This window comes from Nocardia sputi (assembly GCF_023501985.1).
On record NZ_JAMFLC010000001.1, the window covers coordinates 1 to 24,544 of the forward strand.

Below are 24,544 nucleotides of genomic sequence, written 5' to 3' on the forward strand. Positions count from 1 at the left end.
GCAAGCTGACCGACAAAGCGCTGATCACCGCGCTGGCATCCTGTCGGCCCGACAAGACCGATCCGATCGCACGTGCGGTGCTCAGCGCGTTGAAAACCCTGGCGCGGCGTCACCGGTTCCTCACCACATGCCGCGCGAACGCCGCGTGAGCGCGCTCGTCGTACAGGACGAACCGCGCTTCCGACACCGCCGTCTCGGTGGCCCGAACCGTGTCGACGGCGATTCGGGCGCCGTCGTCCATCGGCCAGCCGAAGACGCCCGTCGAGATCGCGGGGAACGCGACGGTCCGCGCTCCCAATTCGTCCGCCACACGCAAGGATTCGCGATAGCAGGAGGCCAGCAGGGCGGAGCGGTCCTCGGTAGCCGACCACACGGGGCCGACCGTGTGGATCACCCACCGCGCTGGCAGGTGTCCCGCCGTGGTGGCGACCGCCGCCCCGGTCGGCAGTCCCCCGCCATAGTGGGACGCACGCAGCCTGCGGCAATCCGCCAGGATCTCCGGGCCACCGCGACGGTGGATCGCGCCGTCGACTCCCCCACCGCCGAGCAGCGACGAGTTCGCCGCGTTCACCACCGCGTCCACCTCTTGTTCGGTGATGTCGCCACGCACGAGCACCAGTTCGACCATGGTTGGCATTCTGCCCCGCGCACGGTTCGCGGCGCCGTGAGTCGGCCCGTCAGCGCGGTTGCGTCGTGCGGGCGAAGGCCGAGCCGACCGGCGGGTTCGCGCGGATCACGCCACGATCGTCCGGCTCTCCGCCATGGCGGCACGCGCACGGAACGTACGCCGATAAGCTTGCGGTGACACCCCGATCGACTCGACCAGGTGCTGCCGCAGCGAGGTCCCGGTGGCGAAACCGACCTCGCCCGCGATGCGATCGATGGTCAGGTCCGTGGTCTCCAGCAGGTGCCTGGCGCGGAAGACCCGCTGCTGGATCAGCCAGCGCCCCGGGCTCATGCCGACCTCGTCGCGGAACCTCCGGGCGAAGGTGCGCTTGCTCATCCGAGCCCGGACCGCCAGTTCGTCGACGGTCAGCGCAGAGCGCAAGTTCTCCAGCGCCCATTCCCGGGCCGTGGCGGTGCCCGCCGACGTCGCGGGCGGCACCGGCTGCTCGATGTACTGCGCCTGGCCGCCCTCGCGCCACGGCGGGACGACACAGCGGCGCGCGACCGCGTTCGCGACGGCACTGCCGTGATCGCGCCGCACCAAGTGCAGGCACACGTCCAGTCCCGCCGCCGCGCCCGCTGAGGTGAGGACGTCCCCGTCGTCCACGTAGAGCACGTCCGGGTCGAGACGCACCCGAGGGAAGGCGCGCCGGAACAGACCGGCCTGGTTCCAATGCGTGGTGGCCGGTCGCCCGTCGAGCAGGCCCGCGGCCGCGGCGACGAAGGCGCCGGTGCAGATCGCGACGATTCTGGCGCCCGGACGAATTTGCGCGAACGCGGCGAGCACCGGCTCCGGCAGCGTGCCGGAGACAGCCGTCGCTATATCGCAGGCCGGCAGCACGACGGTGTCGGCCTTCCGCAAGGCCCGGCTGTCGTGCGCGACGGCGATATCGAAATCGGCCGCGCTGCGCACCGGACGCCCGTCGACCGAGCAGGTGCTCACCTCGTATCTGCCCGCAGCGCTACCGAATACCCGATTCGGGATACCCAACTCGAAGGGATACACCCCATCCAATGCCAGCACGACCACTCGATGCAGTGCGGCCCCGTCCACCATGGCACGATCATATCGAAGAATGGCAATCGTGCCATTTCCCTCGCCGTTCACCCGGGGCAGGCTGACAGGCATGACCGACATCGACAGCACCGCCACCATGCGCGCGATCAGCCAGAACACCCTCGGCGGTCCCGAGGTGCTCACCGAAGTACGACTCCCGCAACCCGTCCCGGGGCCCAGCCAGATCCTGGTTCGCGTGCGCGCCGCCGGACTCAACCCGACCGATTGGCGCCACCGGGCCGACGCCGGACTGTTCCTGCCGGAGCCGCCGTTCGTCCTCGGCTGGGACGTCTCCGGCGAAGTGGTGGACACCGGCGTCGGCGTCACCCTGTTCCGGCCCGGCGACGAGGTGTTCGGAATGCTCCCCTACCCGCACGGCCACGGCTCCTGCGCCGAATACGTCGCAGGCCCGGCCCGCGCTTTCGCCCGCAAACCGGCCGTCCTCGACCACGCGCAGGCGGCGGCGATCCCGCTCGCGGGACTCACCGCCTGGCAGGCGCTGGTCGACACCGCCGAGCTCGGCGCGGGACAACGCGTGCTGATCCACGCCGCGGCGGGCGGCGTAGGCCACTTCGCGGTGCAGATCGCCAAGGCGCGCGGCGCCTACGTCATCGGTACGGCCAGCGCGCCCAACCATGCCTTCCTTCGTGGAATCGGCGCCGACGAGGTGATCGACTACCGCGACACCGATGTCGCCGAGGCGGTTCGCGACGTGGACGTGGTGCTGGACTCGATCGATGACGACAACAGCATTCGCTCGCTGCGCACCCTGCGCCCGGGCGGATTGCTGGTGACACTGCGCGCCCTCGGTCCGGCCGACCTCGCGGCCGAGGCCGACGCGCTCGGTGTCCGCGCGGTCCGCATGCTGGTCGAACACGATCACGCCGGTATGCGCGCCCTGGCCGGACTCGCCGAATCCGGCGCCCTGCGTCCCACGCTCGCGGGGTCTTTCCCGCTGGCGGATGCGGCGAAAGCGCATGCGCTGGGCGACACCGGGCGAACCGTCGGCAAATTGGTACTCACCGTGCCCTGAATCTGCCACGATCAGGGCGTTCGCGCTTCTACCATCCGAGGATGAGCAATGGTGCAAAAGCTGTCCTCGAAGGCGGGCCGCAGGACCTGCCCGCGCGCATCGTCCCGATCACCCCGCCCGGAGTGGAGTTGAAGGTCGCGTACCGGGGCGGATACGAGCATTTCAAGGTGACTCAGCGGGAACAGGACACCCCCCAAGGGCGACTGCGCGTGTACGAGTGGTGCGATCGTACGAAGATCGCCGAGTGAGCTCCGCCTTCCCGTTCCGGCGGCGGTGACGCGCCCCCTGGTCGCGAAGTTCTGACCGAATCCGACTCGCACAGCTATGGACAAAAGCGTAACCAAGCGGTTACGCTTTTGTCGTGGACAAGGTAGCCGGTGCGATCGCCGATCCGGTGCGCCGGGAGATCATGGAACTACTGATCAACGCCCGTCGCACCGCAGGAGAGATCGCCGGGCACTTCGAGATCAGTCGCCCCGCTGTCAGCCGGCATCTGCGGGTCCTGCGCGAAAGCGGGCTGGTACGCGACGAACTCGTCGGTAGAGAGCGTTTCTACGTGCTCGACACCGGACCGCTCTCGGCGCTCACCGAGTGGCTCGAGCGATTCCGGCAACCAGCTACCTGGGCACACCACCTCGACGCACTCGAAACCGAGGTGTACCGGGCCAGACGCGAGCGCCGCTCTGGTGACCAGTACACCATTCGGGAGGACACCGCGTAAGCGGTCAAGCCCGGAGGCGGCAGCGAAGCGTCACCACGCAGGGCCCGCTCACTCGAGAAAACAACACCGCGTGAGCGGTCGAACACAACGGCGGCAGCGCAGCGTCACCACGCACGGCCCCGCCGAATGGAGAAAGGACACCGCATGACCAAGCGACCCACCGGACAGCTGTTTCCCGCCGATACGGGCCGAGATCTGGTGCTGACCCGCACCTACCGCGCACCGATCGACGACGTCTGGGCCAGCGTCACCGAATCCGACCGCACCGCACGCTGGTTCGGACCGTGGGAGGGCGAGGCGGGCGCCGGACGAACCGTCAAAGTGCACTTGGCTTTCGAGGATGGGCAGCCGTGGATGGAGCTGCGCATCGATGCCTGCGAACCACCGCACCGCCTCGCTGTCTCCGCCATCGACGACCACGGTTGCTGGCGGCTGGACTTGGCGCTGCGCGAGACGGCGGGAACCACCGAGCTGCGCTTCACTCAACATCTGCTCACCGACACCGAGATCGCCCAGGTGCCGCATATCGGCCCCGGCTGGGAGTACTACCTGGACATGCTCGGGGCGGCCCGTGCGCAGAGCGACCGCCCCGATTTCGCGCACTACTATCCCGCCATGGAGGAGTACTACGCGCGATTGATCGACTAGTCGTCGAGCTGAGCAAGCACCTCGTCGGAGATGTCGACGTTGGTGTAGACGTTCTGCACGTCGTCGCTGTCCTCGAGGGCGTCCACGAGTTTGATCACCTTGCGGGCGCCGTCGGCATCCACCGCGACCGACACCGAGGGCTGGAAACCGGACTCGGCGGAGTCGTAGTCGATACCGGCGCCTTGCAGCGCGGTGCGCACCGCGATCAGATCCCCGGGCTCGCTGATGATCTCGAACGATTCACCGAGGTCGTTGACCTCCTCGGCGCCCGCGTCGAGCACGGCCATCAGCACGTCGTCCTCGGACAGACCGTTCTTCTCCAGGGTGACGATGCCCTTGCGGTGGAACAGGTAGGCCACCGAGCCCGGATCGGCCATGTTGCCGCCGTTGCGCGTCATCGCTACCCGCACCTCGCCCGCGGCCCGGTTGCGGTTGTCGGTGAGGCACTCGATCAGCACGGCGACGCCGTTGGGGCCGTAGCCCTCGTACATGATCGTCTGCCAGTCGGCGCCGCCCGCCTCTTCACCGCCGCCGCGCTTGCGGGCGCGCTCGATGTTGTCGTTGGGGACCGACGACTTCTTCGCCTTCTGGATGGCGTCGTACAGCGTCGGGTTGCCATCCGGGTCACCACCACCGGTCCGGGCCGCCACCTCGATGTTCTTGATCAACTTCGCGAACAGCTTGCCGCGCTTCGCGTCGATCGCAGCCTTCTTGTGCTTGGTGGTGGCCCATTTGGAGTGGCCGCTCATTCCCTACTTCCTTCAGGTCGATGGCACGTCTGGTCGTGTGTACGGTACCGGCACGGCCGGGCGGACAGTTTCCCCAGCCTACTCGGGCGTCCACCGGGGCCGTGCAAAGCGCCCGGCTTCGCGGCCTACTCCACCCCCGCGTGGCCGCGTGCGTCAAACCGAGCGGACGATCTCCACGAACATCTCGTGCACCCGCAGATCGCCGGTCACCTCCGGATGGAACGACGTGGCCAGGACATTGCCCTGCCGCACCGCGACGATCCGGCCCGCGGCGGGACCGTCCGGCACGGTGGCCAGCACGTCGACGCCCTCACCTGCCCGCTCCACCCACGGCGCCCGGATGAACACCGCTCGCACCGGACCGCCGGTCAGGCCGGCGAACGGCAGATCCGTTTCGAAGGAATCGACCTGACGGCCGAACGCGTTGCGACGCACCGTCATATCGATTCCCGACAGGTGCCGGGCGTCCGGGCGGGTGTCGAGCACCTCCGAGGCCAACAGGATCATGCCCGCGCAGGAACCGAACGCGGGCATCCCGTCGCGCAGCCGGGCGCGCAGCGGCTCCAGCAGCTCGAAGGCCTCCAGCAGCTTGCTGATCGCCGTCGACTCCCCGCCGGGCAGCACCAGCGCGTCCACCGCGGCGAGCTCCGACTCGCGCCGCACCAGCACGGGCTCGGCGCCACAGCGCTCGAGCGCGGCGACGTGCTCCCGGACGTCGCCTTGCAGCGCGAGCACACCGACAGCGGGACGGGAGCGCGTCTGTCCGGTGTCGGCGTCGGGCGCGGCGACCGAGGTAGCGTTCACGCTGGAAAGCTTACGAGCCGTGCCGATGTGGGCCTGCTCACGGTCGCCGTCCGGTGCGCGACGGCGGTCGCCGCGGCCGAGCGGTCAGCCCTCGCGCAGCGTGCGGATGAGACCTTCCTGGACTACGGCCGCGACCAGCGTGCCCTCCCGGGTGAAGATCTTGCCGCCGGTGAGGGCGCGACCGAAGCCCGCCGACGGCGACGACTGGTCGTAGAGCAGCCACTCGTCGGCGCGGAACGGGCGCAGGAACCACATCGCGTGATCGAGCGAGGCGTTCTGGGTGGGATCGTCGGGATGGATGACCTTCGAGGAGCCCAGCAGCGTCATATCGCTCATGTAGGCGAGGGTGCACACGTGCACCAGCGGGTCGTCGGGCAGCAGGTGCCGGTAGCGGAACCACACCTGCTGCTGGGAGACCACGCCATCGCGGCGGGACACGTCCTCGTGCGGGACCATGCGGATGTCCCAGTGCTCCCACTCGCGCATTTCCCACAACCGTTCGGGGCTCATCGTGGTGCTCGCGTCGGGGAGGTCTTCCGGCATCGGGACCTCGGGCATGACGTCCTGGTGCTCGGGGCCCTGGTCACCCACGTGGAACGAGGCCGACATGGTGAAGATCGCGGCGCCGTCCTGGATGCCGGTCACGCGCCGGGTGCAGAACGAGCGGCCGTCCCTGATGCGCTCGACCTGGTAGACCGTCGGCTCCTGCGGATTGCCCGGACGCAAGAAGTAACCGTGCAACGAGTGCACCTGGAACCGCGGTTCCACCGTCCGCACCGCGGACACGAGCGCCTGGCCGGCAACCTGGCCGCCGAACGTGCGCGGAAGCTGGGTCTTGGTGGACGCGCCACGGAAGATGTCCCGCTCGAGCCGCTCTATCTCCAGCGCCTCTTCGATTGTCGCCATGCGCTGAGATTATCCCGGCCACTGATGGGGGCGCCGTCCGGCCGCCGGTGAACGCTCGGCAACATGTGCGCTCCCTGGCCGCCCAGGGGTCGCGATTTGCTGAGATGGACGGGTGCCACGCTTCCTGCCGATCACCCGCGACGGCCTTGTCGAGCAAGTGATCCAGCCCGTCCTGACCGCGCGCTCGCACACGGTGATCGCCGTCGACGGTGCGGACGCCGCCCAGCCCGCGGCCCTCGCCGACCGGATCGTCGAGGCGCTGCGCGACGCGGGCCGGTCCGCCGAGGTGGTCTCCCTGCACGACTACGTGCGACCTGCCTCACTGCGCATGGAGTTCGGCCGCACCGACGAGATGTCCTATCGCACAGCGTGGTTCGACTACGCCGCGCTGCGCCGCGAAGTGGTCGACGCGCTGCGCGGGCACGGCCGGTGGCTGCCCGCGCTCTGGGACGAAGCAGCCGACCGCTCCGCGCGCGCCGCGATCCGCACGGCGCCGCCCGCGACCACGATCGTCCTCGCGGGTCCGATGCTCGCGGGCCGACACCTCGCAGTCGACGTGAGCCTCCGCCTGGACCTGTCCGAAGCCGCGCTCCGCCGCAACACTCCGCCCGATGCGCAGTGGACCATCCCCGCCCTGCTGCGGCACGACGCCGAGAACCCGTACACCCCGGATTTCTTCGTCCGTTGGGACCACCCTGATCGCCCTGCGCTTCGAATCGACAGTCCGGCGAGCTAGGGCACCCTCCCTTCCTAGCAGTTCTCGGGATAATAGTCAGCGAACCGGTGTGTGATCGATCGGACTTTGATAGTTAGATGCGCATAGGAACGTAGCCATATGTGATTCTGGGGGTGACAAGCGTTCACCGGGCTGCCTTCGCCCCGCCGTTGCATCCGAATGCTGAATTCAACGCCTGCCGGTGACGATGACCCACATCCCATCGTCTGCTCGAGCTCTCCCCACTCCGCCTGTCCAGGCGTCAGACCAGGCGATGCCCGCCGTCGACGTGCAGGACAGTGCCGGTGATGAAGGGATTGCGCATCACGCCGAGCATTGCCTGCGCGATATCGGAGGGACGACCGATACGTCCGACGGGCAGGCGCACCGCGAGCTGCCGATGGCGTTCGGTCTTCGCGGCGCCCGCGATGGTGTCCCAGATCGGGGTGTCGACCCACCCTGGTGAGACCACGTTGACACGGACCGGACCGAGTTCGAGGGCCAGAGCGTAGGCCAGTGAGGCGAGGGCGCCGTTGACGGCCGCCACCATGGCGCCGCCGGGGGCGGGCCGGTACGCCGCGACGCCGGAGGTGAACGTCACCGAGCCGCCGGGTACCACACGAGCGTGCTTGGCGAGCAGAGTGGGGCCGATCAGCTTGGCGGAGACGAGGTTTCGGGCCAGGTCGGCGTCGAACCGGGCCAGCGGCTGGTAGGCGCCGGTGACGTCGGCCGCCGTGGTGACGACGTGATCGACCGGCTCTGGATCGGCGAACAAACGCTCGAGGTCGGCTTCGCTGGTGATGTCCGCGACGACCGAGCGCACCGTGCCCGGTCCCTTGGGCAGGGTGCGCTCCGCCGAGGCGAGCCGCTCGGCGGAACGGCCCGCGATGGTGACCTCCGCGCCCTCGGCGACGAGCGCGGCCGCCAGCGCCAGGCCCATGCCTGAGCTGCCGCCCACGATGACCACACGTTCGGATGTCGTACTGCTCGAAGTCATGGCCCCAGCCCACCATCGCCGTGGGTCGAGCGTCCATGGAGCACTTCCGAATACGGCTTAGCCGCCGACTAACACCGCAGGCAGCGAATGGACTCGGCCCGGCACCCGCGACGGCGCCGATATCACCGCCCCACGCGCCGGGCCGATTCCGACTCTCAGGGGACGCAGGCCGGGGATTGCTGATTCAGGTTGGCCAGCGCCTGGCAGGCCCAGGCCTTCTGGACCTTCCACTTGCCCCCGTCCAGGACGAACGGAACGTCGACCGGGTTCTCCTGCCCGTTGATGGTGAACTTGGCCTGTGCGCTGACGCTGTCACCGAAGACGGTCACACCTGTCACCACTGCCGTGGCGTTGGCCTGACGGAACGCGTCGGCCAGCCGGTTGGGCAGCGCCGGGTCGGCTTCGATGCCCTGCACGGATTCGAGCTTCTGCTCATTCGGCACCGTGGGGTCGAGGGCCCGCTGCAACAGGGCGTTGAGTTCGTCGACGGTGGGCGGGGCAGGTGTACTCCCGGTCGGCGAGGCGGCAGCCGTGGTGCGGGTCGCCGTGGGCGAGTCGCTCGCGTCGTCGCCGCAGGCGGCGAGGCCGAGGGCGGCCGCGAAGGCCAGGCTCGCGACTGCGATACGTCCGGTCGTGGGAAGCTTCAACTGTTCGTCCTTTGCGCTCGGATCTTTCCGACGGTGAGAGGGCGCGTGGCCGGGATGGCCATCGAATGGCGAAGCTACTGAGCGTGATTGTGGGAACCATGAGGCGACCTTTTGGTCGCCATGAGAGTCGAACCTAGCATCGGAAGCGGTACGAGCGGCCTATTCCGCCAGCAGTTCGCGTGCGAGGGCGGCGATCAGCACCCCGACGGCCGGATCGCGCACCACTGCGCGCCAGGCGACGGCGTAGGTCACCACCAGCGGCGCGCCGCGTAGCGGCCGCCAGACCAGACCGGGTAGTCCATCCGCACGCGAGGAGCTGAGCCCGATCACGTCGGGCCGTGACGGCAGGACCGCGAGCATCTGCGCATGCCCCATCGCGCTGTCGCTGAGCCGCACTCCGGCGCCGTGGTCGGAGAGCGCGCGCAGCAGCGAATCGTGCAGACCGGCAGCGGACTCACGCGCGAACAAGATCAGCTCCTGCCCGCTGAGATCCGCCGGATCGAGCAGCGCCGCGCCCGCGAGCGGATGCCGCGCCGACATCACAACGCCCAGTTCCTCACGGGCGACCGGGCGCTGCGCGAAGCGTTCGGGCAGGTTCACCGGTGTGCGGACCAAGGCGAGATCGACTTCGTCGTCATCGAGCAAGCGCACCTGATCGGCGGTGGTCCCGCCGGTGAGGACCAGGCGGGCGCCGGGCAGCGCGGCGGTGAGCAGGCTGCCGATGCGCGTGGGCAGCCAGGGCGGGACACCGTTCAGCAAACCCAGGCGCACCACCGGGGCGCCCGCGGCGGCAGCGCGCCTCGTTTCCCGGACCGCCTCGTCCATCGCGCGCAGCACGGTCTTGCCGGTGCGCAGCAGCACCGCACCCGCGGCCGTCAGCTCCACGCGCGGCTCCCGGACCAGCAGTGGACCGCCCAGTTCCCGTTCCAGCACCTTGATCTGCTGGCTGAGTGTGGGCGTCGAGATGAACAATCGCTCCGCGGCCCGGCGGAAGTGCAGCTCCTCCGCCAGGACCACGAAGTACCGCAACTGCCGCAACTCCACGCGGCAGACGCTACCGGCCCGCGATCACCAACCGCGCTCGGCCAGGCGGTGCGGCTGGGCGATGTCTTCGACGTTGATGCCGACCATGGCCTCGCCGAGCCCGCGTGACACCTTGGCCAGCACATCGGGGTCGTCGTAGAAGGTGGTGGCCTTGACGATGGCGGCGGCGCGCTGAGCCGGGTTGCCGGACTTGAAGATGCCCGACCCCACGAACACGCCCTCGGCACCGAGCTGCATCATCATCGCCGCGTCGGCGGGGGTGGCGATACCGCCCGCGGTGAACAGCACGACCGGCAGCTTCCCGGTCTCGGCGATCTCCCGGACCAGCTCGTAGGGAGCCTGCAGTTCCTTGGCCGCGACGAACAACTCGTCCTCGGGCAGCGACGACAGCCTCCGGATCTCCTGCCGGATCTTGCGCATGTGTGTGGTCGCGTTGGACACGTCACCGGTGCCGGCCTCGCCCTTGGAGCGAATCATGGCCGCCCCCTCGGTGATTCGGCGCAGCGCCTCGCCGAGGTTGGTGGCGCCGCAGACGAACGGCACGGTGAAGTTCCACTTGTCGATGTGGTTGGCGTAGTCGGCGGGGGTGAGCACCTCGGACTCGTCGATGTAGTCCACGCCGAGGCTCTGCAGGATCTGCGCTTCCACGAAGTGGCCGATACGGGCCTTGGCCATGACCGGAATGGAGACCGCGGAGATGATGCCATCGATCATGTCCGGATCACTCATGCGGGACACGCCGCCCTGGGCGCGGATGTCGGCGGGCACGCGCTCCAGCGCCATCACCGCGACCGCGCCGGCGTCCTCGGCGATCTTGGCTTGCTCCGGCGTGACGACGTCCATGATCACCCCGCCCTTGAGCATCTCGGCCATGCCGCGCTTCACGCGGGCGGTGCCGACGGTCTGGGTGGTCTCGGGCGTGGTCACGGCAAACTCCTCCAGGCATGTGCGCCAATCGATCGCTCGGATGCGAACGCCACGATTCTAGGCGGCCGGGAAAGGCCACTTGATAGCCAGTTGGAGTGGACTGGCCTGGTGTGATCTCGGTTATTGGCGCCCCTACGCCGGGAGGGCTCGGCAGCCGTGCCGTCCCGGCGACGCACTGGCCTGCCCGGCCGCCGCCGGGCGGCGGGTCACAGCGGGCCGACCACCAGCAAATGTGCCCAGTACTCCGCGGCCGCCGGGCCGATCAGCGGCAACAGGAAATCGAACAGCAGGTACGACATGAAGCAACTACCTCCACAACCGAGCAGGAACGGCCCCGCCGTCAGCAGAACCACGACGCCGAAAACGCATGCGCCCCTGACAGCACTACCCTCTGGCGTCTCGAATCATCGCGACGGTATCACGATCGTGAAACACATCACAGGTTCTCGCGCCCGTCAGCGGATGGAGCGGACCTCGGGATCAGCGGTGCCCGACGCCGCCTCGGCCGCTTCGGCGAGCAGCTCATCGAGGTGATACGGGTACACGGTCTCACCGCCGCGATCCAGCGCGACGATGTCGGCTGCGGTGCACCATTTGTGGCCGGTGATGGAACGACGTTCGATCGCGGTCGGATTCGCCGCGTAGGGTTCGAAACCACGCACCCGCAGCGCGAAGAACAGCTCCTCGGACCGGATCAGCTCGCCGTTGAAGGGAAATACCGCGACCCGCCGCCAGAGCGGCCCGCGCAGATCGGCCGGGTCGGCGCGGCACCCGGTCTCTTCGTACAGTTCCCGCACCGCCGCGACGCGCAGGCTCTCCCCCGGCTCCACGCCGCCGCCGACGGTGAACCAGAACGACACCTCCGGCGTCTTCGGGTCGTTGCCGCGCATCAGCAGGGTCCGGTCGTTCTCGTCGAACAGCACGATCCTCGCGGTGGTACGAATGGTGTCCACCGCCAGGCCGGTCGATGCCGCGGGAGTGGCGCGCTCGGTGATCTCGAAGTACGACGGCAGCGGGGCGGTGCCCCCGAGGTGCAGGACGCGGACCGGACGCCGCGTGCGCAGCGCCAGCGTGTCGCGCACGGCGTCGTTGTGGAAGCGGCGGGCGATCAGCACCCGGGCCTCGGCGTCGGCCAGTTCGGCGACCAACTGTGGGCGCAGCGTGCCGATATCGACCGCCGACAGCGCGGAGGACAGCTGGTTCTCCACCGTCTCCCGCTCGGCGCGACCGGCGCGCTCGGCGCGGTCGGCCAGCGACGAGAGGTTTCTGGCCTGCTCCGACCGGGCCGGATCGGACACCGGCCCCGCGATCGCCATGGCCACCGACCGAGCCACCACCGCCCGCCTGGCCAGAGCCGCGTCGAGTGCCTGCCAGGATTGATCGGACCGCACGTGCAACCGGTCCAGTCGGTTGGCGGTGGAGTAGGCCCACAGACCGATCGCGACGATCACCGCGGCGATCAGCGCGAGAACGAGAACGGTGGTCGCGGAAAAGGTGATCATCCGGCGGCCCGCACTCTCGTGTCGCCGATGGTCACCGTCTCGTAGACACGCAAGATCTGTTCGGCCACCACCGGCCAGTCGTACTCGCCGACCACCTGCGTCGCGGTACGCACCAGAGCCTCCCTGCGCACCTCGTCGGTGAGCACGGCGTGCAGCGCGGCGGCCAGGGCCGCCGGGTCGCCGACCGGGACCAGCATGCCCGCCGTACCGTCACGCAGCACCCGGCGGAAGGCGTCCAGTTCGCTGGCCACCACCGCGGTGCCTGCGGCCATCGCCTCGATCAGAATGATGCCGAAACTCTCGCCGCCGAGGTTGGGCGCGACGTACACGTCCGCGCTCCGCATCGCCGAAGCCTTCTCCTCGTCGGACACCTGGCCGAGGAAGCGCAGGTGAACGGACAGCTCACCCGCTTCGCGGCGCAACCGGTCCTCGTCCCCGCGGCCGACGATCAGGATCTCGACATCGGGATGCTTGCGCACCAGCTCGGGAAGCGCGCCGAGCAGCACCTCCATGCCCTTGCGCGGCTCGTCGTAACGCCCCAGGAACAGCACCGTCCCCCCTGGGCGCGGGTACCCCGGCAGCATCGGCGCCCGAGCGAACGCCGGGACGTCGACGCCGTTGGGTATCTCCACCGCGTCCGAGCCCAGCGCTTCGACCTGCCACCGTCGCGCCAGCTCGGAAACGGCGATACGGCCGGAGATCTTCTCGTGATACGGCCGCAGCACGCCCTGAAAAGTACTCAGCACCAACGATTTCGTCGTCGAGGTGTGGAAAGTCGCCACGATCGGGCCCTCGGCGATCTTCAGCGCGAGCATGGACAGGCTCGGCGCGTTCGGCTCGTGGATGTGCAACACGTCGAAGTCGTTGCCGTCGATCCACCGGCGAATCCTGGTGTAGGCCATGGGCCCGAAGGACAATCTGGCCACCGACCCGTTGTAGGGGATCGCCACCGCGCGGCCGGCCGAAACCACGAACTCCGGCAGCGGGGTCTCGTCGGACGCGGGCGCCAGAACGCTCACCTTGTGTCCGCGTTCGATGAACACCCGCGCCAGCTCGACCACATGCGCCTGCACCCCGCCGGGGACGTCGAAGGAATAGGGGCAGACCATGCCGATCTTCATGGCGATACGTCTCCCTGCTCGGCTTTGAGCCCCGCCTGCGCGGCGGCGATCATGGCGCGCCGCCGGGGCGAGAGATCGCTCTCCCACAATGGTTGCAGCATGTGCCAATCCGCGGGGTGCTCGGCGATATTCGCTGCGAAGCGGTCCGCCAGCGCCTGGGTAGCCGCGGCCACCCCGACGGAAACGTCCAGCGGCGCCTCGGTTTTCAGGCCCCAGTTCTCGCGGCCGTCGGTATCGACCTCGAACCACGCGTGCACCGGAATCAACGCGGCTCCCGTCTCGGCGGCCAATTTCGCCGCGCCCGCGGGCATCCAGGTGCGCTCACCGAAGAACTGGACGGGGACGCCCTTGCCGGTGAGGTCGCGTTCACCCATCAGGCACACGATCTTGTTCTGCCGCAGGCGCGCCGCCAACTGGACGAACGGCGGTTGCTCGCCACCAGTCAGCGGGAAGACCTCGAAGCCGAGACTCTCCCGGTAGGCTACGAACCGCTCGAACAGCGATTCGGGCTTCAGTCGCTCGGCCACGGTGGAGAATGCCCCGTAGTGCTGCACGAGCCAGACACCCGCCATATCCCAGTTGCCGGAGTGCGGCAGCACGAGCACCACGCCTCGCCCCTCCTTCAGCGCGGCGTCCAGGTACGGCAACCCGTCGACGAAGTAGTCGATCGTGGAATGGTCCATCGCGGGCAGCCGGAACGCCTCCCGCCAGTACCGCGCGTACGACCGCATGCTGGCGCTGATCAGCTCGTCCGGCACGTCGGCGGGGAGCACGCCGAGCACGCGCGCCAGGTTGCGGCGCAACTGGTTCGGCGGGCCGCCCGCGTGGAACTCCCGATTGGCGCGGCGGGCCGCTTGGTCCCCGCCCCACTCGAACAGCCGCCGTGCCGTCGGCTCCGGCAGCGCACGCACCAGCCGCCAGCCCGCCGCGTATCCGGTGGCGGCGAGCCGCTCCCCGATGGTCATTCGCACTCCCGCGCTGCCGGTCCACACTCCGTCGTCACGAATGCCCCGACGCCACCATCGATCGGTCGGCGTCCGTACCTGGGTGAGATCACGACGGAAGTCCTGTGGTGCCCGGGGTTCCCGCGCTCGGGCTCTGCGGCTGCCCTGCCGGGATCACGGTGCGCGCACCCGGCGAGTTGCGCACCGCCAGCACCCGCTGCACGACGGTGACGATGCTGAGCACGGCGAGGATCCACATAGCCACGTGCACGGCGTAGGTGAGCCACTCGATGCCCCAGTAGCCGCCGATCCCGGTGAACCCCGCTCCCACCAGAACGATGATCAGCCGGTCGGGCCGCTCGATGAGGCCCCCGTCCGCGGACAGTCCGCTGGCCTCGGCGCGCGCCTTGGCGTAGGAGATCACCTGCGAAGTCACCAGGACGACGAGCGTCGCGGCGAACAGCGGTTTGTGCTGCTCGTGGAAGACTGCCCACCAGGCCAGCCCGGCGAAGATGGCGCCGTCGGCCAGCCGGTCGCAGGTGGCGTCCAGTACCGCGCCGTATTTCGTGCCGCCGCCGCGAGCTCTGGCCATGGCACCGTCGAGCATGTCGAACATGACGAACAGCCAGATCACCATGGTTCCCCAGAACAGGTGTCCGGTCGGGAAGAGCGTGACCGCTGCGGCGATGGAGGCAGTGGTGCCGATCAGCGTCATGGCGTCGGGAGTGAGTCCCGTGCCGACCAGTGCGCGGCCCAGCGGAGCCGTCGCTTTGGCGAACGTCTCGCGGCCGAAGAAGCTCAGCACGGCAACTCCGCCCGGGCGCTCATCTACGCCTCCTTCCAGGCCGCCGACAGCAGCGCCCTGGTCTCCCGCAGCAGTTGCGGCATGACCTTCGCCCCGCCGATGACGGTGATGAAATTCGCGTCACCGCCCCAGCGCGGCACGATGTGCTGGTGCAGGTGGTCGGCGAGCGACCCACCCGCTACCCCGCCGAGATTCAGCCCGACATTGAACCCGTGCGGCCGCGACACCTTCTTCATGACCCGGATCGCCTGCTGGGTGAAAGCCATCAGCTCGGCGCTCTCCGCCTCGGTGAGATCCTCGAGGTTCGCCACCTTGCGGTAGGGCACCACCATCATGTGCCCCGGATTGTAGGGGTACAGGTTGAGCACGGCGTACACCAGCTCACCCCGGGCGATGACCAGTCCGTCCTCGTCGGACATCTTCGGGATGTCGGTGAAGGGATGGCCGGTCGAATCCTTCGGGCCCGTGGCAGCCTCCGCGATGTAGGACATCCGGTAGGGCGTCCACAGCCGCAGCAGCCGGTCCGGTTCCCCGGCGCCGGTGTCCACGATGCTGCCCGGCTCGGCCGAGGTCGCGTCCAGATCCGCGAGCCCGTCCGGCACCGTACGCTCGGTCATGCCGTGTCCCTCCCCCTCCGGGACTGACCGCTCATGCTGTAACTCCTGGCGGCACGAGCGGGGCCCTGCGTGGTCACGCTGCGCTGCCGCCTCCGGGACTGACCGCTCATGCTGTAACTCCTGGCGGCACGAGCGGGGCCCTGCGTGGTCACGCTGCGCTGCCGCCTCCGGGACTGACCGCTCATGCCGGGTCCCCACCCTTGTTCGTTGATCGAATCTCGAACCCCTCGGCCGTCGGTGACGCGTTCTCCCGGTGGGCGATCCACGCGACGATGGTGGCCACCGCGTCGTCGACCGGCACACCGTTGACCTGGGTGCCGTCCCGGAAGCGGAAGCTCACGGCGTTCGCGTTCACGTCGCGCTCACCGGCCAGCAGCATGAACGGCACCTTCTGCGCGGTGTTGTTGAAGATCTTCTTCTGCATCCGGTCGTCGCTACGGTCCACCTGCGCGCGAACGCCCTCGTCCTGCAACTGCTCGATCACCCGGTCCAGGTGCGGGGCGAACGCTTCCGCGACCGGGATGCCCACCACCTGCACCGGCGAGAGCCAGGCCGGGAACGCCCCCGCGTAGTGCTCGGTGAGCACGCCGAAGAATCGCTCGATCGAGCCGAACAGGGCGCGGTGGATCATGACCGGCCGCTGCTTGGTGCCGTCGGAGGCGGTGTACTCCAGGTCGAAGCGCTCGGGCAGGTTGAAGTCCAGCTGGATGGTCGACATCTGCCAGGTGCGGCCCAGCGCGTCCTTGGCCTGCACGGAGATCTTCGGGCCGTAGAAAGCGGCGCCGCCGGGATCGGGCACCAGCTCGAGACCGGAGGCCGAGGCGACCTTGGACAAGGTTTCGGTGGCCTCCTCCCAGATCTCCTCGGAGCCGACGAACTTCTTCGGGTCCTTGGTGGACAGTTCGAGGTAGAAGTCGTCGAGGCCGTAGTCCTTCAGCAGATCCAGCACGAACCGCAGCGTGTCGGTCAGCTCGCTGTGCATCTGCTCTTTGGTGCAGTAGATGTGCGCGTCGTCCTGGGTCATGCCGCGCACCCGGGTCAGGCCGTGCACCACGCCGGACTTCTCGTAGCGGTAGACCGAGCCGAACTCGAACAGCCGCAGCGGCAGCTCCCGATACGACCGGCCGCGGGCGCGGAAGATCAGGTTGTGCATCGGGCAGTTCATCGGCTTGACGTAGTAGTCCTGGCCGGGCTTGCGAACGGTGCCGTCCTCGTTGAGTTCGGCGTCCAGGTGCATCGCGGGGAACATGCCGTCGCGGTACCAGTCCAGGTGGCCGGAGACCTCGAACAGGTGGCCTTTGGTGATGTGCGGGGTGTTGACGAACTCGTAACCCGCCGCCACATGCCTGCGGCGCGAGTACTCCTCCAGTTCCTTGCGGATGATCCCGCCCTTGGGGTGGAACACCGGAAGGCCGGAACCGAGTTCGTCGGGGAAGCTGAACAGGTCCAGCTCCAGACCCAGCTTGCGGTGGTCGCGGCGCTCGGCCTCGGCGAGCAGGTGCAGGTGTTCGTCGAGCGCCTCCTGCGACTCCCAAGCGGTGCCGTAGATGCGCTGCAGGTCCTCGCGGCTCTGGTCGCCGCGCCAGTACGCGGCCGAACTGCGGGTGAGCTTGAAGGCCGGGATGAACTTGGTGGTCGGAATGTGCGGGCCGCGGCACAAATCGCCCCAGATCTTCTCTCCGGTGCGCGGATCCAGGTTGTCGTAGATGGTCAGCTCTTTGCCGCCGACCTCCATGACCTCCGGGTCATCGATCCCGGACTTGTCACTGATCAGCTCGAGCTTGAAGGGCTCCGCGGCCAGCTCGACCCTGGCGTCGTCGACCTCGACCACCCGGCGGGAGAACCGCTGCGCGCCTTTGACGATCTTCTTCATCCGCGATTCGAGCTTGGCCAGATCCTCGGGGGTGAACGGCCGCTCGACGCGGAAGTCGTAGTAGAACCCGTCCTTGATGTAGGGGCCGATGCCCAGCTTCGCTCCGGGGAACTCCTGCTGCACCGCCTGGGCGAGCACGTGCGCGGCGGAGTGGCGGATGACGTTGCGGCCGTCGTCGGTGTTCGCCGCCACCGGCTCCACGTCGACGTCCTCGTCCGGGGTCCAGGACAGGTCCTTGAGTTCACCGTCGGCCCGGACGACGACGACGGTTTCCGGGCCCTTGGTGGGTAGTCCCGCCTCGCGCACCGCGGCGCCCGCCGTCGTCCCGGCCGGCACCCGGACGAGGGCGACTGGGCTGATGGGGGCTGAGGTGGTCACGGCTGCGCTCTCCTTGGCGTTCTCGTGTGCGGGAGGGGTCCCGCTGGACGGTGGCCGATCGCATGTTCGCCCGGCGCGACCATGCTACTGTCCCGCCGCGCTCGCCCGCGCCTCCGGGTTTTAGGCCGTACCGGTCAGGTGGCGTGGGGTTTGCGTCCGAGTCCCCTCCGTGACGCTCGAGTTACGGGCATATGCGGCGAGTTACCCGTATGTGCAGGAGTTCAGTTGTCCCCGGCAGTACGTCAGCCCCCGGCGGCTAGGTCCGCGAGCAGTGCCGTTCGTTCGGCGGCCGGGCGTTTCGGGCAGCTCGTGCACATCTGGCAGCCGGGGACCTCGAACACCAGGCAGCAGGAGATGCGCCGGACGAAGGTGCGCCCGCCGATTTCGACGAACCGCGGTGCAGGCAGTTTGCCACCGATGTCGATGGCCAGCCGTGCGCCTGCGTCCGGCGAACCGGCATCCAGCGCCCGGTTGCCGATCGCATCGGTGGTGATCGCCCACAGGGCGGGGACTGCGGCACCGGACACCTCGGCGACCGGCGTGATCACGGCGGCGAGCGTCTCACGCAGCACCGCGGCGCTGCCTGCCCGCGGACCATCGTTCGCCGGGATGCGCACCCGCTCGACACCACCGTCCGGGCGCACCTCGCACTCCATCCGATCCAGGGCGGGTTCGGGGGCGTGCTCGTCGTAGGCGTAGGCGCGCGCGATCTGCTCCACCAGAGCGGAGGCCACCATGCACCACCACAGCGTGCCCGCGATGCGCGGCGACGTGGTCCCCCAGGAGTGGCCCATTTCCGCGATCCGCGCGGCCAGCCAGTCCGGCTGGGTGAGCATGCGCCCTGCGACGGTGGTCACCGCTGCAGGGGGCTGCGCAGCCATTCCCATTCCACTCCGATCCAACTACCGACCAGCCCGAAGGTTCCCAGAATCCACAGCGTCGCGACGACCAACGCCGCGGTGCCGATCGCACCTGCCACCTGCACGGCCCGCCCCTGGCCGGAGTACCAGGCCATCAATTGCCGGTATCGGTCCCGTAGCCAGGTCAATACGCGGTGCGCCCAAGCGAATTCGGTGGCCAGGATGCCGAGCCCCGCGAACACGATCGCCCAGCCGGGACCGGGATAGGGGATCGCGAGAACGCCGACCGCGAGCACGGCGACACCGACCACCGCGACCACGATCCGGTAGGCGAGATACAGGGTAGGCCGTCGTTCGAGCCCGGCGCGGAAGGCGCGCCAGCGGGTCGGCCGGTCGGCAGAGCTCGTTTCCAGATCTGCGGTCACGTTCCCCAGGGTACGAGCAATCCGGCCCACCGAATCCCGCTCCACGCCCCCGGACACGGTGATCCCGCCCGGGCGGCGGGCCGCCCGGGCGGGATCACCGGTCGATCACACCAGTTCGCGAGCGGGCTGATGTCCCGCGTCATCGATGTGCGCGATCCCGTTCTCGGTCACCTCGACGACCCGGGCACTGGCGATGTCGAAGAACAGGCCCGACACCGTGACGCCGCGCTCGGCGATCGCCTTGCGCACCGCGGGGTGCCGGTGCAGCAGTTCGAGCTGCACCGCGACGTTCACCATGGCCAGCTGATCGACCTCACCGAAGCCGGCTTCCCGAGCCGCCGCCGCCACCGGATGGCCCGCGCGGAACCGCTCGAGGCTCGGCTGCGCGTGGGCGAGCCAGGCGTCCACGCCGGGGACCTGGGCGCCGGTGTGCAACGCCTTCATCGCACCGCAGGAGGAATGCCCACAGACCACGATCGAGCGGACGTTCAGCTGTTCGAGCGCGAACACCAGCGCGGCCTCGACCGACGCGTCACCTTCTGCGGGAGCGAGGTTGCCCACGTTGCGCACGGTGAACAAGTCGCCCGGCCCGCTGTTGGTGATGATGTTCGGCACGATCCGCGAGTCCGAGCAGGTCAGGAAGAACGAATCCGGGTCCTGCCTGTCGCGCAACTCGTCCAGGTGCGGCCGCACGACGTGCGCGTGGCTGCGGTGGTAGGCCGCGACGCCTGCCGCGACCGGGTTCTTGTGCCCCTCGTCGCGGCGCCACGGGCCGAGGATGTCGTCCCAGACCGAGCGCGCGAAGCTCCGCGCCGGCGGTTTGGCCGTGGCCTGGGCCATTCTGGCCCCACCGATCTCCACGAAGTCGACGCTGCCTCCGCTGTTCACCTGCTGGCGGGCGAACTCCTCGACCGCCTCGAATGCCGCGTGATCGAGGAAGTCGACCGTCATCTCCACCGTGACGTCGGCTCCCGCGGGGATCTTCGCGAACTGCGCCGACAGTTTCGGCAGCGCGAGGAAGGTGGCCGAGCCGTCGATGGTGATCAGCCAGCGCTGCGTGCCCGGGATCTGTTCGGCTTTGACCGCCACCCGGACCACCCGCCACAGCAGCAGGCCGAAGGCCAGGCCGAGGCCGATCAGCACGCCCTCCAGCAGGTTCAAGAACACCACACTGAGCACCGTGACGACGTAGACCAGCAGGTCACCGGTGCGTTGGGCCAGTTTGATGTGGGCCAGCTTGACCAGCTGGGTGCCGATCACGATGAGGAGACCGGCCAGGGCGGCCTTCGGGATCTGCTCCACTACCGAGACCAGGGCCACCGAGAACACCAAGAGCCAGACTCCGTGCAGTACCGCGGAGGCGCGGCTGTGTGCGCCCGCCGTCACGTTGGTGGCGCTGCGCACGATCACGCCGGTGACCGGCAGACCGCCGAGCAGGCCGGACAGCACGTTCGCCGAGCCCTGGCCGATCAGCTCCCGGTCGAAGTCGGTGCGCTTGCCGGTGTGCATCTTGTCCACCGCCACCGCGGACAGCAGGCTCTCCACGCTGGCGATCAGGGCGATGGTGATGATAGCCAGGACCAGAGCCGACCAGTTACCACTGGGCAGCGCGGGCAGGCCGATGGCGTCGAACAGCGAGCCGTCGAGCACGATGCGCTCGGCGCCGAGCGGCAGGACCAGCGACAACACCGTGCCCACGAGCACCGCGGCGAGCGGCCCCGGCACCACGCGAATCCTGGCGGGCAGGTACTTCCAGCCGACCATGATCGCGATCACGACCGCGCCGATCAACGCGCCGCCGCCGTGCAGGGACATCAGCTGTCCGGGCAGCTCGATGATGTTCCGCCAGGCCGAACTGTGCGAGGAACCGCCGAGCAGCACATGGATCTGTTGCAGCGCGATCGTGATGCCGATACCGGCGAGCATCGCGTGCACCACCACGGGCGCCACGGCGAGCGCCGCTCTGGCCACACGGCTGAGCCCGAGCAGAATCTGCAGGACACCCGCTGCCACGACGATGAAACAGGTGAGGCGCCAACCGAATTGGTCGATCGTCTCGGCCACGACGACGGTGAGGCCCGCGGCAGGGCCGCTCACCTGGAGTACCGAGCCACCGAGCAGCCCGACGACGATGCCGCCGACGATGGCGGCGATGAGCCCCGCGGCGACGGGGGCTCCGGAAGCGATCGCGATGCCGAGCGAAAGCGGCAGCGCGACAAGGAAAACCACGATGGAGGCGGGCACATCGTGGCGCAGGATATCGGTGAAGCGGTCGGACCGCGGTCCGGAACTGCGGCCCGGGCCCGCCGGTGCGGGCATTGACAGTGGCGGGGCTAAATCGTGATCGATAGCCATGACTCTCCTTCGCCGACTCGGCTGTTTCGCCGAGGTCGGTTGACGATCAACATGTCCAGCAGGGCACAAGACCGCGAACCGGCATCTCGCGGTGAAGCAGTCCCGACACAGCGATGAGTCGAGATGTAAACGAGGACAAGTGTATTGGTAAAGACTTAGCAAAGCCTGAGAACTTCAAGAAATTGTGTGTTATTCCCCACCGTCCTCTCGTCGTTATCACCGTGACCTACCGCACATCACCGGGTCAGGCAGGCTCCGCCGCGATCCGGTGCGCGCCACCGTCGACCTCCGCGTTCCCCGCGACCATGACCTCGATCACACGCGCAGCGCGTGGGCGGAGACCGCCTCCACCGAGACATCCGGCTTCCCTCACGCACCGGATCGCACACCGGGCGGACGGCGCGCAGGTCACCCTGCCCGCAGCCCGCGACGGTGTTGGGCGCGATTTGCGTAACCGCAAAGGAGAGGAATAAGCAATCGAGGTCGCGCCGGAGGTGCGGGTGCAACACGGTCGCGCGCCCGTGGTGGCGGGCGGGGTCGCCCGTCATGACAGACCCTTCCCGGATTCCGGTGCGCCGCCGAGGCTCGATCGAGGCAGTGCCGGAAGTACCTTTACCCAGGCGGCCCAGTGACACCGGCGAACTTCCACACGCAGCCCAGTTCGGCGAAATGCGCCGTGCCGCCGAAGTATTCGCGCACGCACGCGCGGTCGGCGAGGAACCCGCATGCCAAAGACACAGGGCGACAGGGGAAACCGCGGCCGAGGAGGCCGAGCAACGGCCGGTTCCGGTCAGACGACCGAGCATGCCTGCGTGCGACGACGTCCGTGGTACGGGATCGGTGTCGGGGGACATATTTCTCCTTCGCCGAGATCGTGGCCCCGGTTCATCGGTCGAACATGTTCTTGGCATCGAAAGCGAGCGGCGGGCGACGCCCGAGCCGCCCTCCCTCGATGGAAGCGCGACCCGTGACGCAGCGGTCGGATTGATAGTAAAGACTTCGCAAAGCGCTTGAAAAGGTTTCCGGTCCAGATGGGGACAACCGCTACCATAATGTGACCCAAGTCACAGCACAAGGAGAGACGTGGGCCACACCGGGGACTCGATACAGATCGCCGACACCACGAAACCCACGGGGCCGATCGGCTCGGAGAACAAAGAAGGCCGGGCAATACTGCACCGGCCTCGCACTGTGTGTGGTCCCAGCTGGGATCGAACCAGCGACCTTCCGCGTGTGAGGCGGACGCTCTCCCGCTGAGCTATGAGACCCGACAATTTCCGGGGGCTCGGGGATGCCCTCCGGACGAGACGAAACATTAGCACGCGCCACCCGCGGTTCACCAAATCGCCATCCGGACAGGGAGGCGGCGGACGAGGTCCCGCCCGCGAGAGGGGGCTCACTCCGAAGCCTCGGATCCGACCCGCCGGAGCACAGTGCCGTAAGCGAGTATGCGATCAGCACCCCTTCGATCCCTGCGGCCGACCGTATCGGATCGTCGGATCGATGACTGGAAGCCTCTACGCCCCCATCCACCACATGAGCCACCGGCGTCACAGTACGCAACCTCCCAGATTTCCCCCGTTCTACCTGCGGATTTGTACCTTTCACCGAGCGTCGGCTAATGTTCTGTCTCGCACCACGGAGGCCGGAAACGAGCCCCGGGGAAGCAAAATGCGGATGTAGCGCAGCTGGTAGCGCATCACCTTGCCAAGGTGAGGGTCGCGGGTTCGAATCCCGTCATCCGCTCGAGAGGTAGGGCCAGGCAACATTACGCCGTCCCCCTTTGCGCGGTGGAGTGGCCGAGTGGTGAGGCAACGGCCTGCAAAGCCGTGCACACGGGTTCGATTCCCGTCTCCACCTCGCGCGATTAGCTCAGCGGGAGAGCGCTTCCCTGACACGGAAGAGGTCACTGGTTCAATCCCAGTATCGCGCACCACCGTCTCACCAGCTCAGGCCCGGTTTTCACCGGGCCTTTGTGGTGTCTTGACCTTTGTGGTGTCTTGACCGAGAACTGCGTCGGTTGCACGCGGCGGTTGTGCAAAGACATCGCTGTAGAGCCACCGAGTCATCCCGAGAGCACAGTGACCTCACTGCGGGGCGAGGGGGGCTCCTCGCCCCACTTCAGCATGGCGTACAAGACCTCGCTGAGGCTTCGCCCGTCCTCGGTGAGTTCATAGACCACGCGGGGCGGCACTTCGGCGTGCACGGTGCGCGTGAGGATCCGCTGGTGTGCCAGGACTCTGAGGCGGTCGGTGAGCGTCTTGGCGCTCGGAGCGCCGAGAGCGGTGCGCAGCTCGCCGAAGCGCTTCGGTCCGGACAGCAGCTCCCGGACGATCAGCGTCGTCCATTTCCCGTCGAGGACCTCGAGCGTGCGCTCGATGCCACAGCCCCGCGGCGGGGCACTGTGCAGCCGTTCGAGCTGCTCGCTGCCGATAGTTTCCACAGGGAACCTATATCACGTTCTGGGTATTGCTTCATGACGGAAACTACCGTCGCCGACATGAACAGTTCAACCGTGATCGTCCATGGGGCGACGGGCACCCAAGGAGCCGCGATCGTCCGTGGACTGTTGTCGGCAGGACACCGTGTGCGTGGCATAGTCCGCGATACTTCGACCTCCCGGCTGCACCCGGACGCCGAGCCGGTCCGGGCCGACCTGCTCGATGCCGGCTCGCTGGCAGCCGTGTACCGCGGCGTCGACGCGGTGATCGTCCAGTTGCCGCTCGTGTTCGCGGCCATCCGGCCATCCG

The 24,544-nt window shown here is 68.5% G+C and carries 24 protein-coding genes, 4 tRNA genes and 1 pseudogene; 9 read left to right on the plus strand and 20 right to left on the minus strand.

Translation table 11 applies throughout. The features are described 5' to 3' along the window. Positions 1 to 109: 109 nt before the first annotated feature. Together M8859_RS00005 and M8859_RS00010 are read right to left on the minus strand one after the other, a co-directional pair. Positions 110 to 628 (minus strand): O-acetyl-ADP-ribose deacetylase, encoded by a 519-nt coding sequence (locus M8859_RS00005; RefSeq protein WP_249643583.1) that lies wholly within the window; start codon positions 626 to 628, stop codon positions 110 to 112. 105 nt (positions 629 to 733) lie between these two features. Next, positions 734 to 1,723, minus strand: a complete 990-nt coding sequence (locus M8859_RS00010; protein WP_201295124.1) for a GlxA family transcriptional regulator — start codon at positions 1,721 to 1,723, stop codon at positions 734 to 736. 70 nt (positions 1,724 to 1,793) lie between these two features. On the opposite strand from M8859_RS00010, the gene M8859_RS00015 reads away from it, so the two are divergent. The 4 genes from M8859_RS00015 (at position 1,794) to M8859_RS00030 (ending at position 4,125) form a co-directional block, all read left to right on the plus strand. Next, positions 1,794 to 2,756, plus strand: a complete 963-nt coding sequence (locus M8859_RS00015; protein ID WP_223513226.1) for an NADP-dependent oxidoreductase — start codon at positions 1,794 to 1,796, stop codon at positions 2,754 to 2,756. Between the two features lie 41 nt (positions 2,757 to 2,797). Then, a complete protein-coding gene (locus M8859_RS00020; protein ID WP_159919410.1) occupies positions 2,798 to 3,004 on the plus strand; it encodes a DUF5988 family protein in 207 nt (68 codons plus the stop codon). Between the two features lie 113 nt (positions 3,005 to 3,117). Continuing rightward, on the plus strand, positions 3,118 to 3,477 hold the full coding sequence (locus tag M8859_RS00025; protein WP_159919412.1) for a metalloregulator ArsR/SmtB family transcription factor: 360 nt from the start codon (positions 3,118 to 3,120) through the stop codon (positions 3,475 to 3,477). 144 nt (positions 3,478 to 3,621) lie between these two features. Next, complete coding sequence (locus M8859_RS00030) at positions 3,622 to 4,125, plus strand: SRPBCC family protein (RefSeq protein WP_159919414.1); 504 nt, start codon at positions 3,622 to 3,624, stop codon at positions 4,123 to 4,125. Here the strand turns inward: M8859_RS00030 and M8859_RS00035 are convergent. The 3 genes from M8859_RS00035 to M8859_RS00045 all read right to left on the minus strand — a co-directional run bounded on the left by M8859_RS00035 (position 4,122) and on the right by M8859_RS00045 (position 6,584). Continuing rightward, the gene (locus tag M8859_RS00035; protein WP_159919416.1) at positions 4,122 to 4,874 is read right to left on the minus strand and encodes a YebC/PmpR family DNA-binding transcriptional regulator; all 753 of its coding nucleotides are present in this window, start codon (positions 4,872 to 4,874) and stop codon (positions 4,122 to 4,124) included. The genes M8859_RS00030 and M8859_RS00035 overlap by 4 nt on opposite strands. 153 nt (positions 4,875 to 5,027) lie before the next feature. Beyond that, positions 5,028 to 5,678, minus strand: a complete 651-nt coding sequence (pdxT, locus tag M8859_RS00040; RefSeq protein WP_159919418.1) for a pyridoxal 5'-phosphate synthase glutaminase subunit PdxT — start codon at positions 5,676 to 5,678, stop codon at positions 5,028 to 5,030. 84 nt (positions 5,679 to 5,762) lie between these two features. Further along, positions 5,763 to 6,584, minus strand: a complete 822-nt coding sequence (locus tag M8859_RS00045) for an acyl-CoA thioesterase (protein ID WP_159919420.1) — start codon at positions 6,582 to 6,584, stop codon at positions 5,763 to 5,765. Positions 6,585 to 6,696: 112 nt separating this feature from the next. Between M8859_RS00045 and M8859_RS00050 the strand changes: the two genes are divergently transcribed. Further along, the gene (locus M8859_RS00050) at positions 6,697 to 7,320 is read left to right on the plus strand and encodes a nucleoside/nucleotide kinase family protein (RefSeq protein WP_195070558.1); all 624 of its coding nucleotides are present in this window, start codon (positions 6,697 to 6,699) and stop codon (positions 7,318 to 7,320) included. Between the two features lie 241 nt (positions 7,321 to 7,561). Here M8859_RS00050 and M8859_RS00055 read toward each other — a convergent pair whose 3' ends face one another. The 14 genes from M8859_RS00055 to M8859_RS00120 form a co-directional block, all read right to left on the minus strand. Further along, entirely contained in the window at positions 7,562 to 8,296 is a 735-nt protein-coding gene (locus tag M8859_RS00055; protein WP_159919424.1) for an SDR family oxidoreductase, read from the minus strand. Between the two features lie 155 nt (positions 8,297 to 8,451). After that, positions 8,452 to 8,943 carry a WKL family lipoprotein gene (locus M8859_RS00060; RefSeq protein ID WP_195070557.1) on the minus strand — a complete coding sequence of 164 codons (492 nt, stop codon included), beginning with the start codon at positions 8,941 to 8,943 and terminating at the stop codon, positions 8,452 to 8,454. Positions 8,944 to 9,102: 159 nt separating this feature from the next. Beyond that, positions 9,103 to 9,987 (minus strand): LysR family transcriptional regulator, encoded by an 885-nt coding sequence (locus tag M8859_RS00065; RefSeq protein ID WP_195070556.1) that lies wholly within the window; start codon positions 9,985 to 9,987, stop codon positions 9,103 to 9,105. 24 nt (positions 9,988 to 10,011) lie between these two features. Continuing rightward, positions 10,012 to 10,914, minus strand: coding sequence for a pyridoxal 5'-phosphate synthase lyase subunit PdxS (gene pdxS, locus M8859_RS00070; protein ID WP_195070555.1), 903 nt, complete (start codon positions 10,912 to 10,914; stop codon positions 10,012 to 10,014). Between the two features lie 455 nt (positions 10,915 to 11,369). After that, positions 11,370 to 12,413: an NUDIX hydrolase gene (locus tag M8859_RS00075; RefSeq protein WP_159920233.1), complete on the minus strand. Its 1,044-nt coding sequence runs from the start codon at positions 12,411 to 12,413 to the stop codon at positions 11,370 to 11,372. Further along, positions 12,413 to 13,537 (minus strand): glycosyltransferase family 4 protein, encoded by a 1,125-nt coding sequence (locus tag M8859_RS00080; protein ID WP_159919426.1) that lies wholly within the window; start codon positions 13,535 to 13,537, stop codon positions 12,413 to 12,415. Before M8859_RS00080 ends, M8859_RS00075 begins: the two co-directional genes overlap by 1 nt. After that, a complete protein-coding gene (locus M8859_RS00085) occupies positions 13,534 to 14,502 on the minus strand; it encodes a phosphatidylinositol mannoside acyltransferase (RefSeq protein WP_159919428.1) in 969 nt (322 codons plus the stop codon). Before M8859_RS00085 ends, M8859_RS00080 begins: the two co-directional genes overlap by 4 nt. Before the next feature lie 88 nt (positions 14,503 to 14,590). After that, positions 14,591 to 15,286 carry a phosphatidylinositol phosphate synthase gene (gene pgsA / locus M8859_RS00090; protein ID WP_159919430.1) on the minus strand — a complete coding sequence of 232 codons (696 nt, stop codon included), beginning with the start codon at positions 15,284 to 15,286 and terminating at the stop codon, positions 14,591 to 14,593. Between the two features lie 23 nt (positions 15,287 to 15,309). Continuing rightward, on the minus strand, positions 15,310 to 15,903 hold the full coding sequence (locus tag M8859_RS00095; protein WP_159919432.1) for an ATP adenylyltransferase: 594 nt from the start codon (positions 15,901 to 15,903) through the stop codon (positions 15,310 to 15,312). A 181-nt stretch (positions 15,904 to 16,084) separates the two neighbouring features. After that, positions 16,085 to 18,154, minus strand: coding sequence for a threonine--tRNA ligase (gene thrS / locus M8859_RS00100; RefSeq protein WP_159919434.1), 2,070 nt, complete (start codon positions 18,152 to 18,154; stop codon positions 16,085 to 16,087). A gap of 242 nt (positions 18,155 to 18,396) precedes the next feature. Next, entirely contained in the window at positions 18,397 to 19,011 is a 615-nt protein-coding gene (locus M8859_RS00105; protein WP_236565234.1) for a (2Fe-2S)-binding protein, read from the minus strand. Continuing rightward, complete coding sequence (locus tag M8859_RS00110) at positions 19,008 to 19,439, minus strand: TIGR02611 family protein (RefSeq protein WP_159919438.1); 432 nt, start codon at positions 19,437 to 19,439, stop codon at positions 19,008 to 19,010. The genes M8859_RS00105 and M8859_RS00110 overlap by 4 nt, the downstream gene beginning before the upstream one ends. 105 nt (positions 19,440 to 19,544) lie before the next feature. Next, positions 19,545 to 21,794 carry a solute carrier family 23 protein gene (locus tag M8859_RS00115; RefSeq protein WP_195070553.1) on the minus strand — a complete coding sequence of 750 codons (2,250 nt, stop codon included), beginning with the start codon at positions 21,792 to 21,794 and terminating at the stop codon, positions 19,545 to 19,547. Between the two features lie 1,196 nt (positions 21,795 to 22,990). Further along, positions 22,991 to 23,062, minus strand: a tRNA-Val gene (locus M8859_RS00120). 405 nt (positions 23,063 to 23,467) lie between these two features. Between M8859_RS00120 and M8859_RS00125 the strand changes: the two genes are divergently transcribed. From M8859_RS00125 to M8859_RS00135, 3 genes are all read left to right on the plus strand, one after another. Then, positions 23,468 to 23,540 (plus strand) — tRNA-Gly (locus tag M8859_RS00125). A gap of 43 nt (positions 23,541 to 23,583) precedes the next feature. Next, positions 23,584 to 23,654: transfer RNA gene (locus tag M8859_RS00130), tRNA-Cys, on the plus strand. Position 23,655: 1 nt separating this feature from the next. Continuing rightward, a tRNA-Val gene (locus tag M8859_RS00135) sits at positions 23,656 to 23,730 on the plus strand. A 129-nt stretch (positions 23,731 to 23,859) separates the two neighbouring features. Here M8859_RS00135 and M8859_RS00140 read toward each other — a convergent pair. Beyond that, positions 23,860 to 24,237 carry a winged helix-turn-helix transcriptional regulator gene (locus M8859_RS00140; protein ID WP_249643584.1) on the minus strand — a complete coding sequence of 126 codons (378 nt, stop codon included), beginning with the start codon at positions 24,235 to 24,237 and terminating at the stop codon, positions 23,860 to 23,862. 57 nt (positions 24,238 to 24,294) lie between these two features. Here M8859_RS00140 and M8859_RS37450 point away from each other — a divergent pair. After that, positions 24,295 to 24,504 (plus strand): annotated as a pseudogene (locus tag M8859_RS37450) (SDR family oxidoreductase); the annotation flags it as partial. Positions 24,505 to 24,544 lie beyond the last annotated feature (40 nt).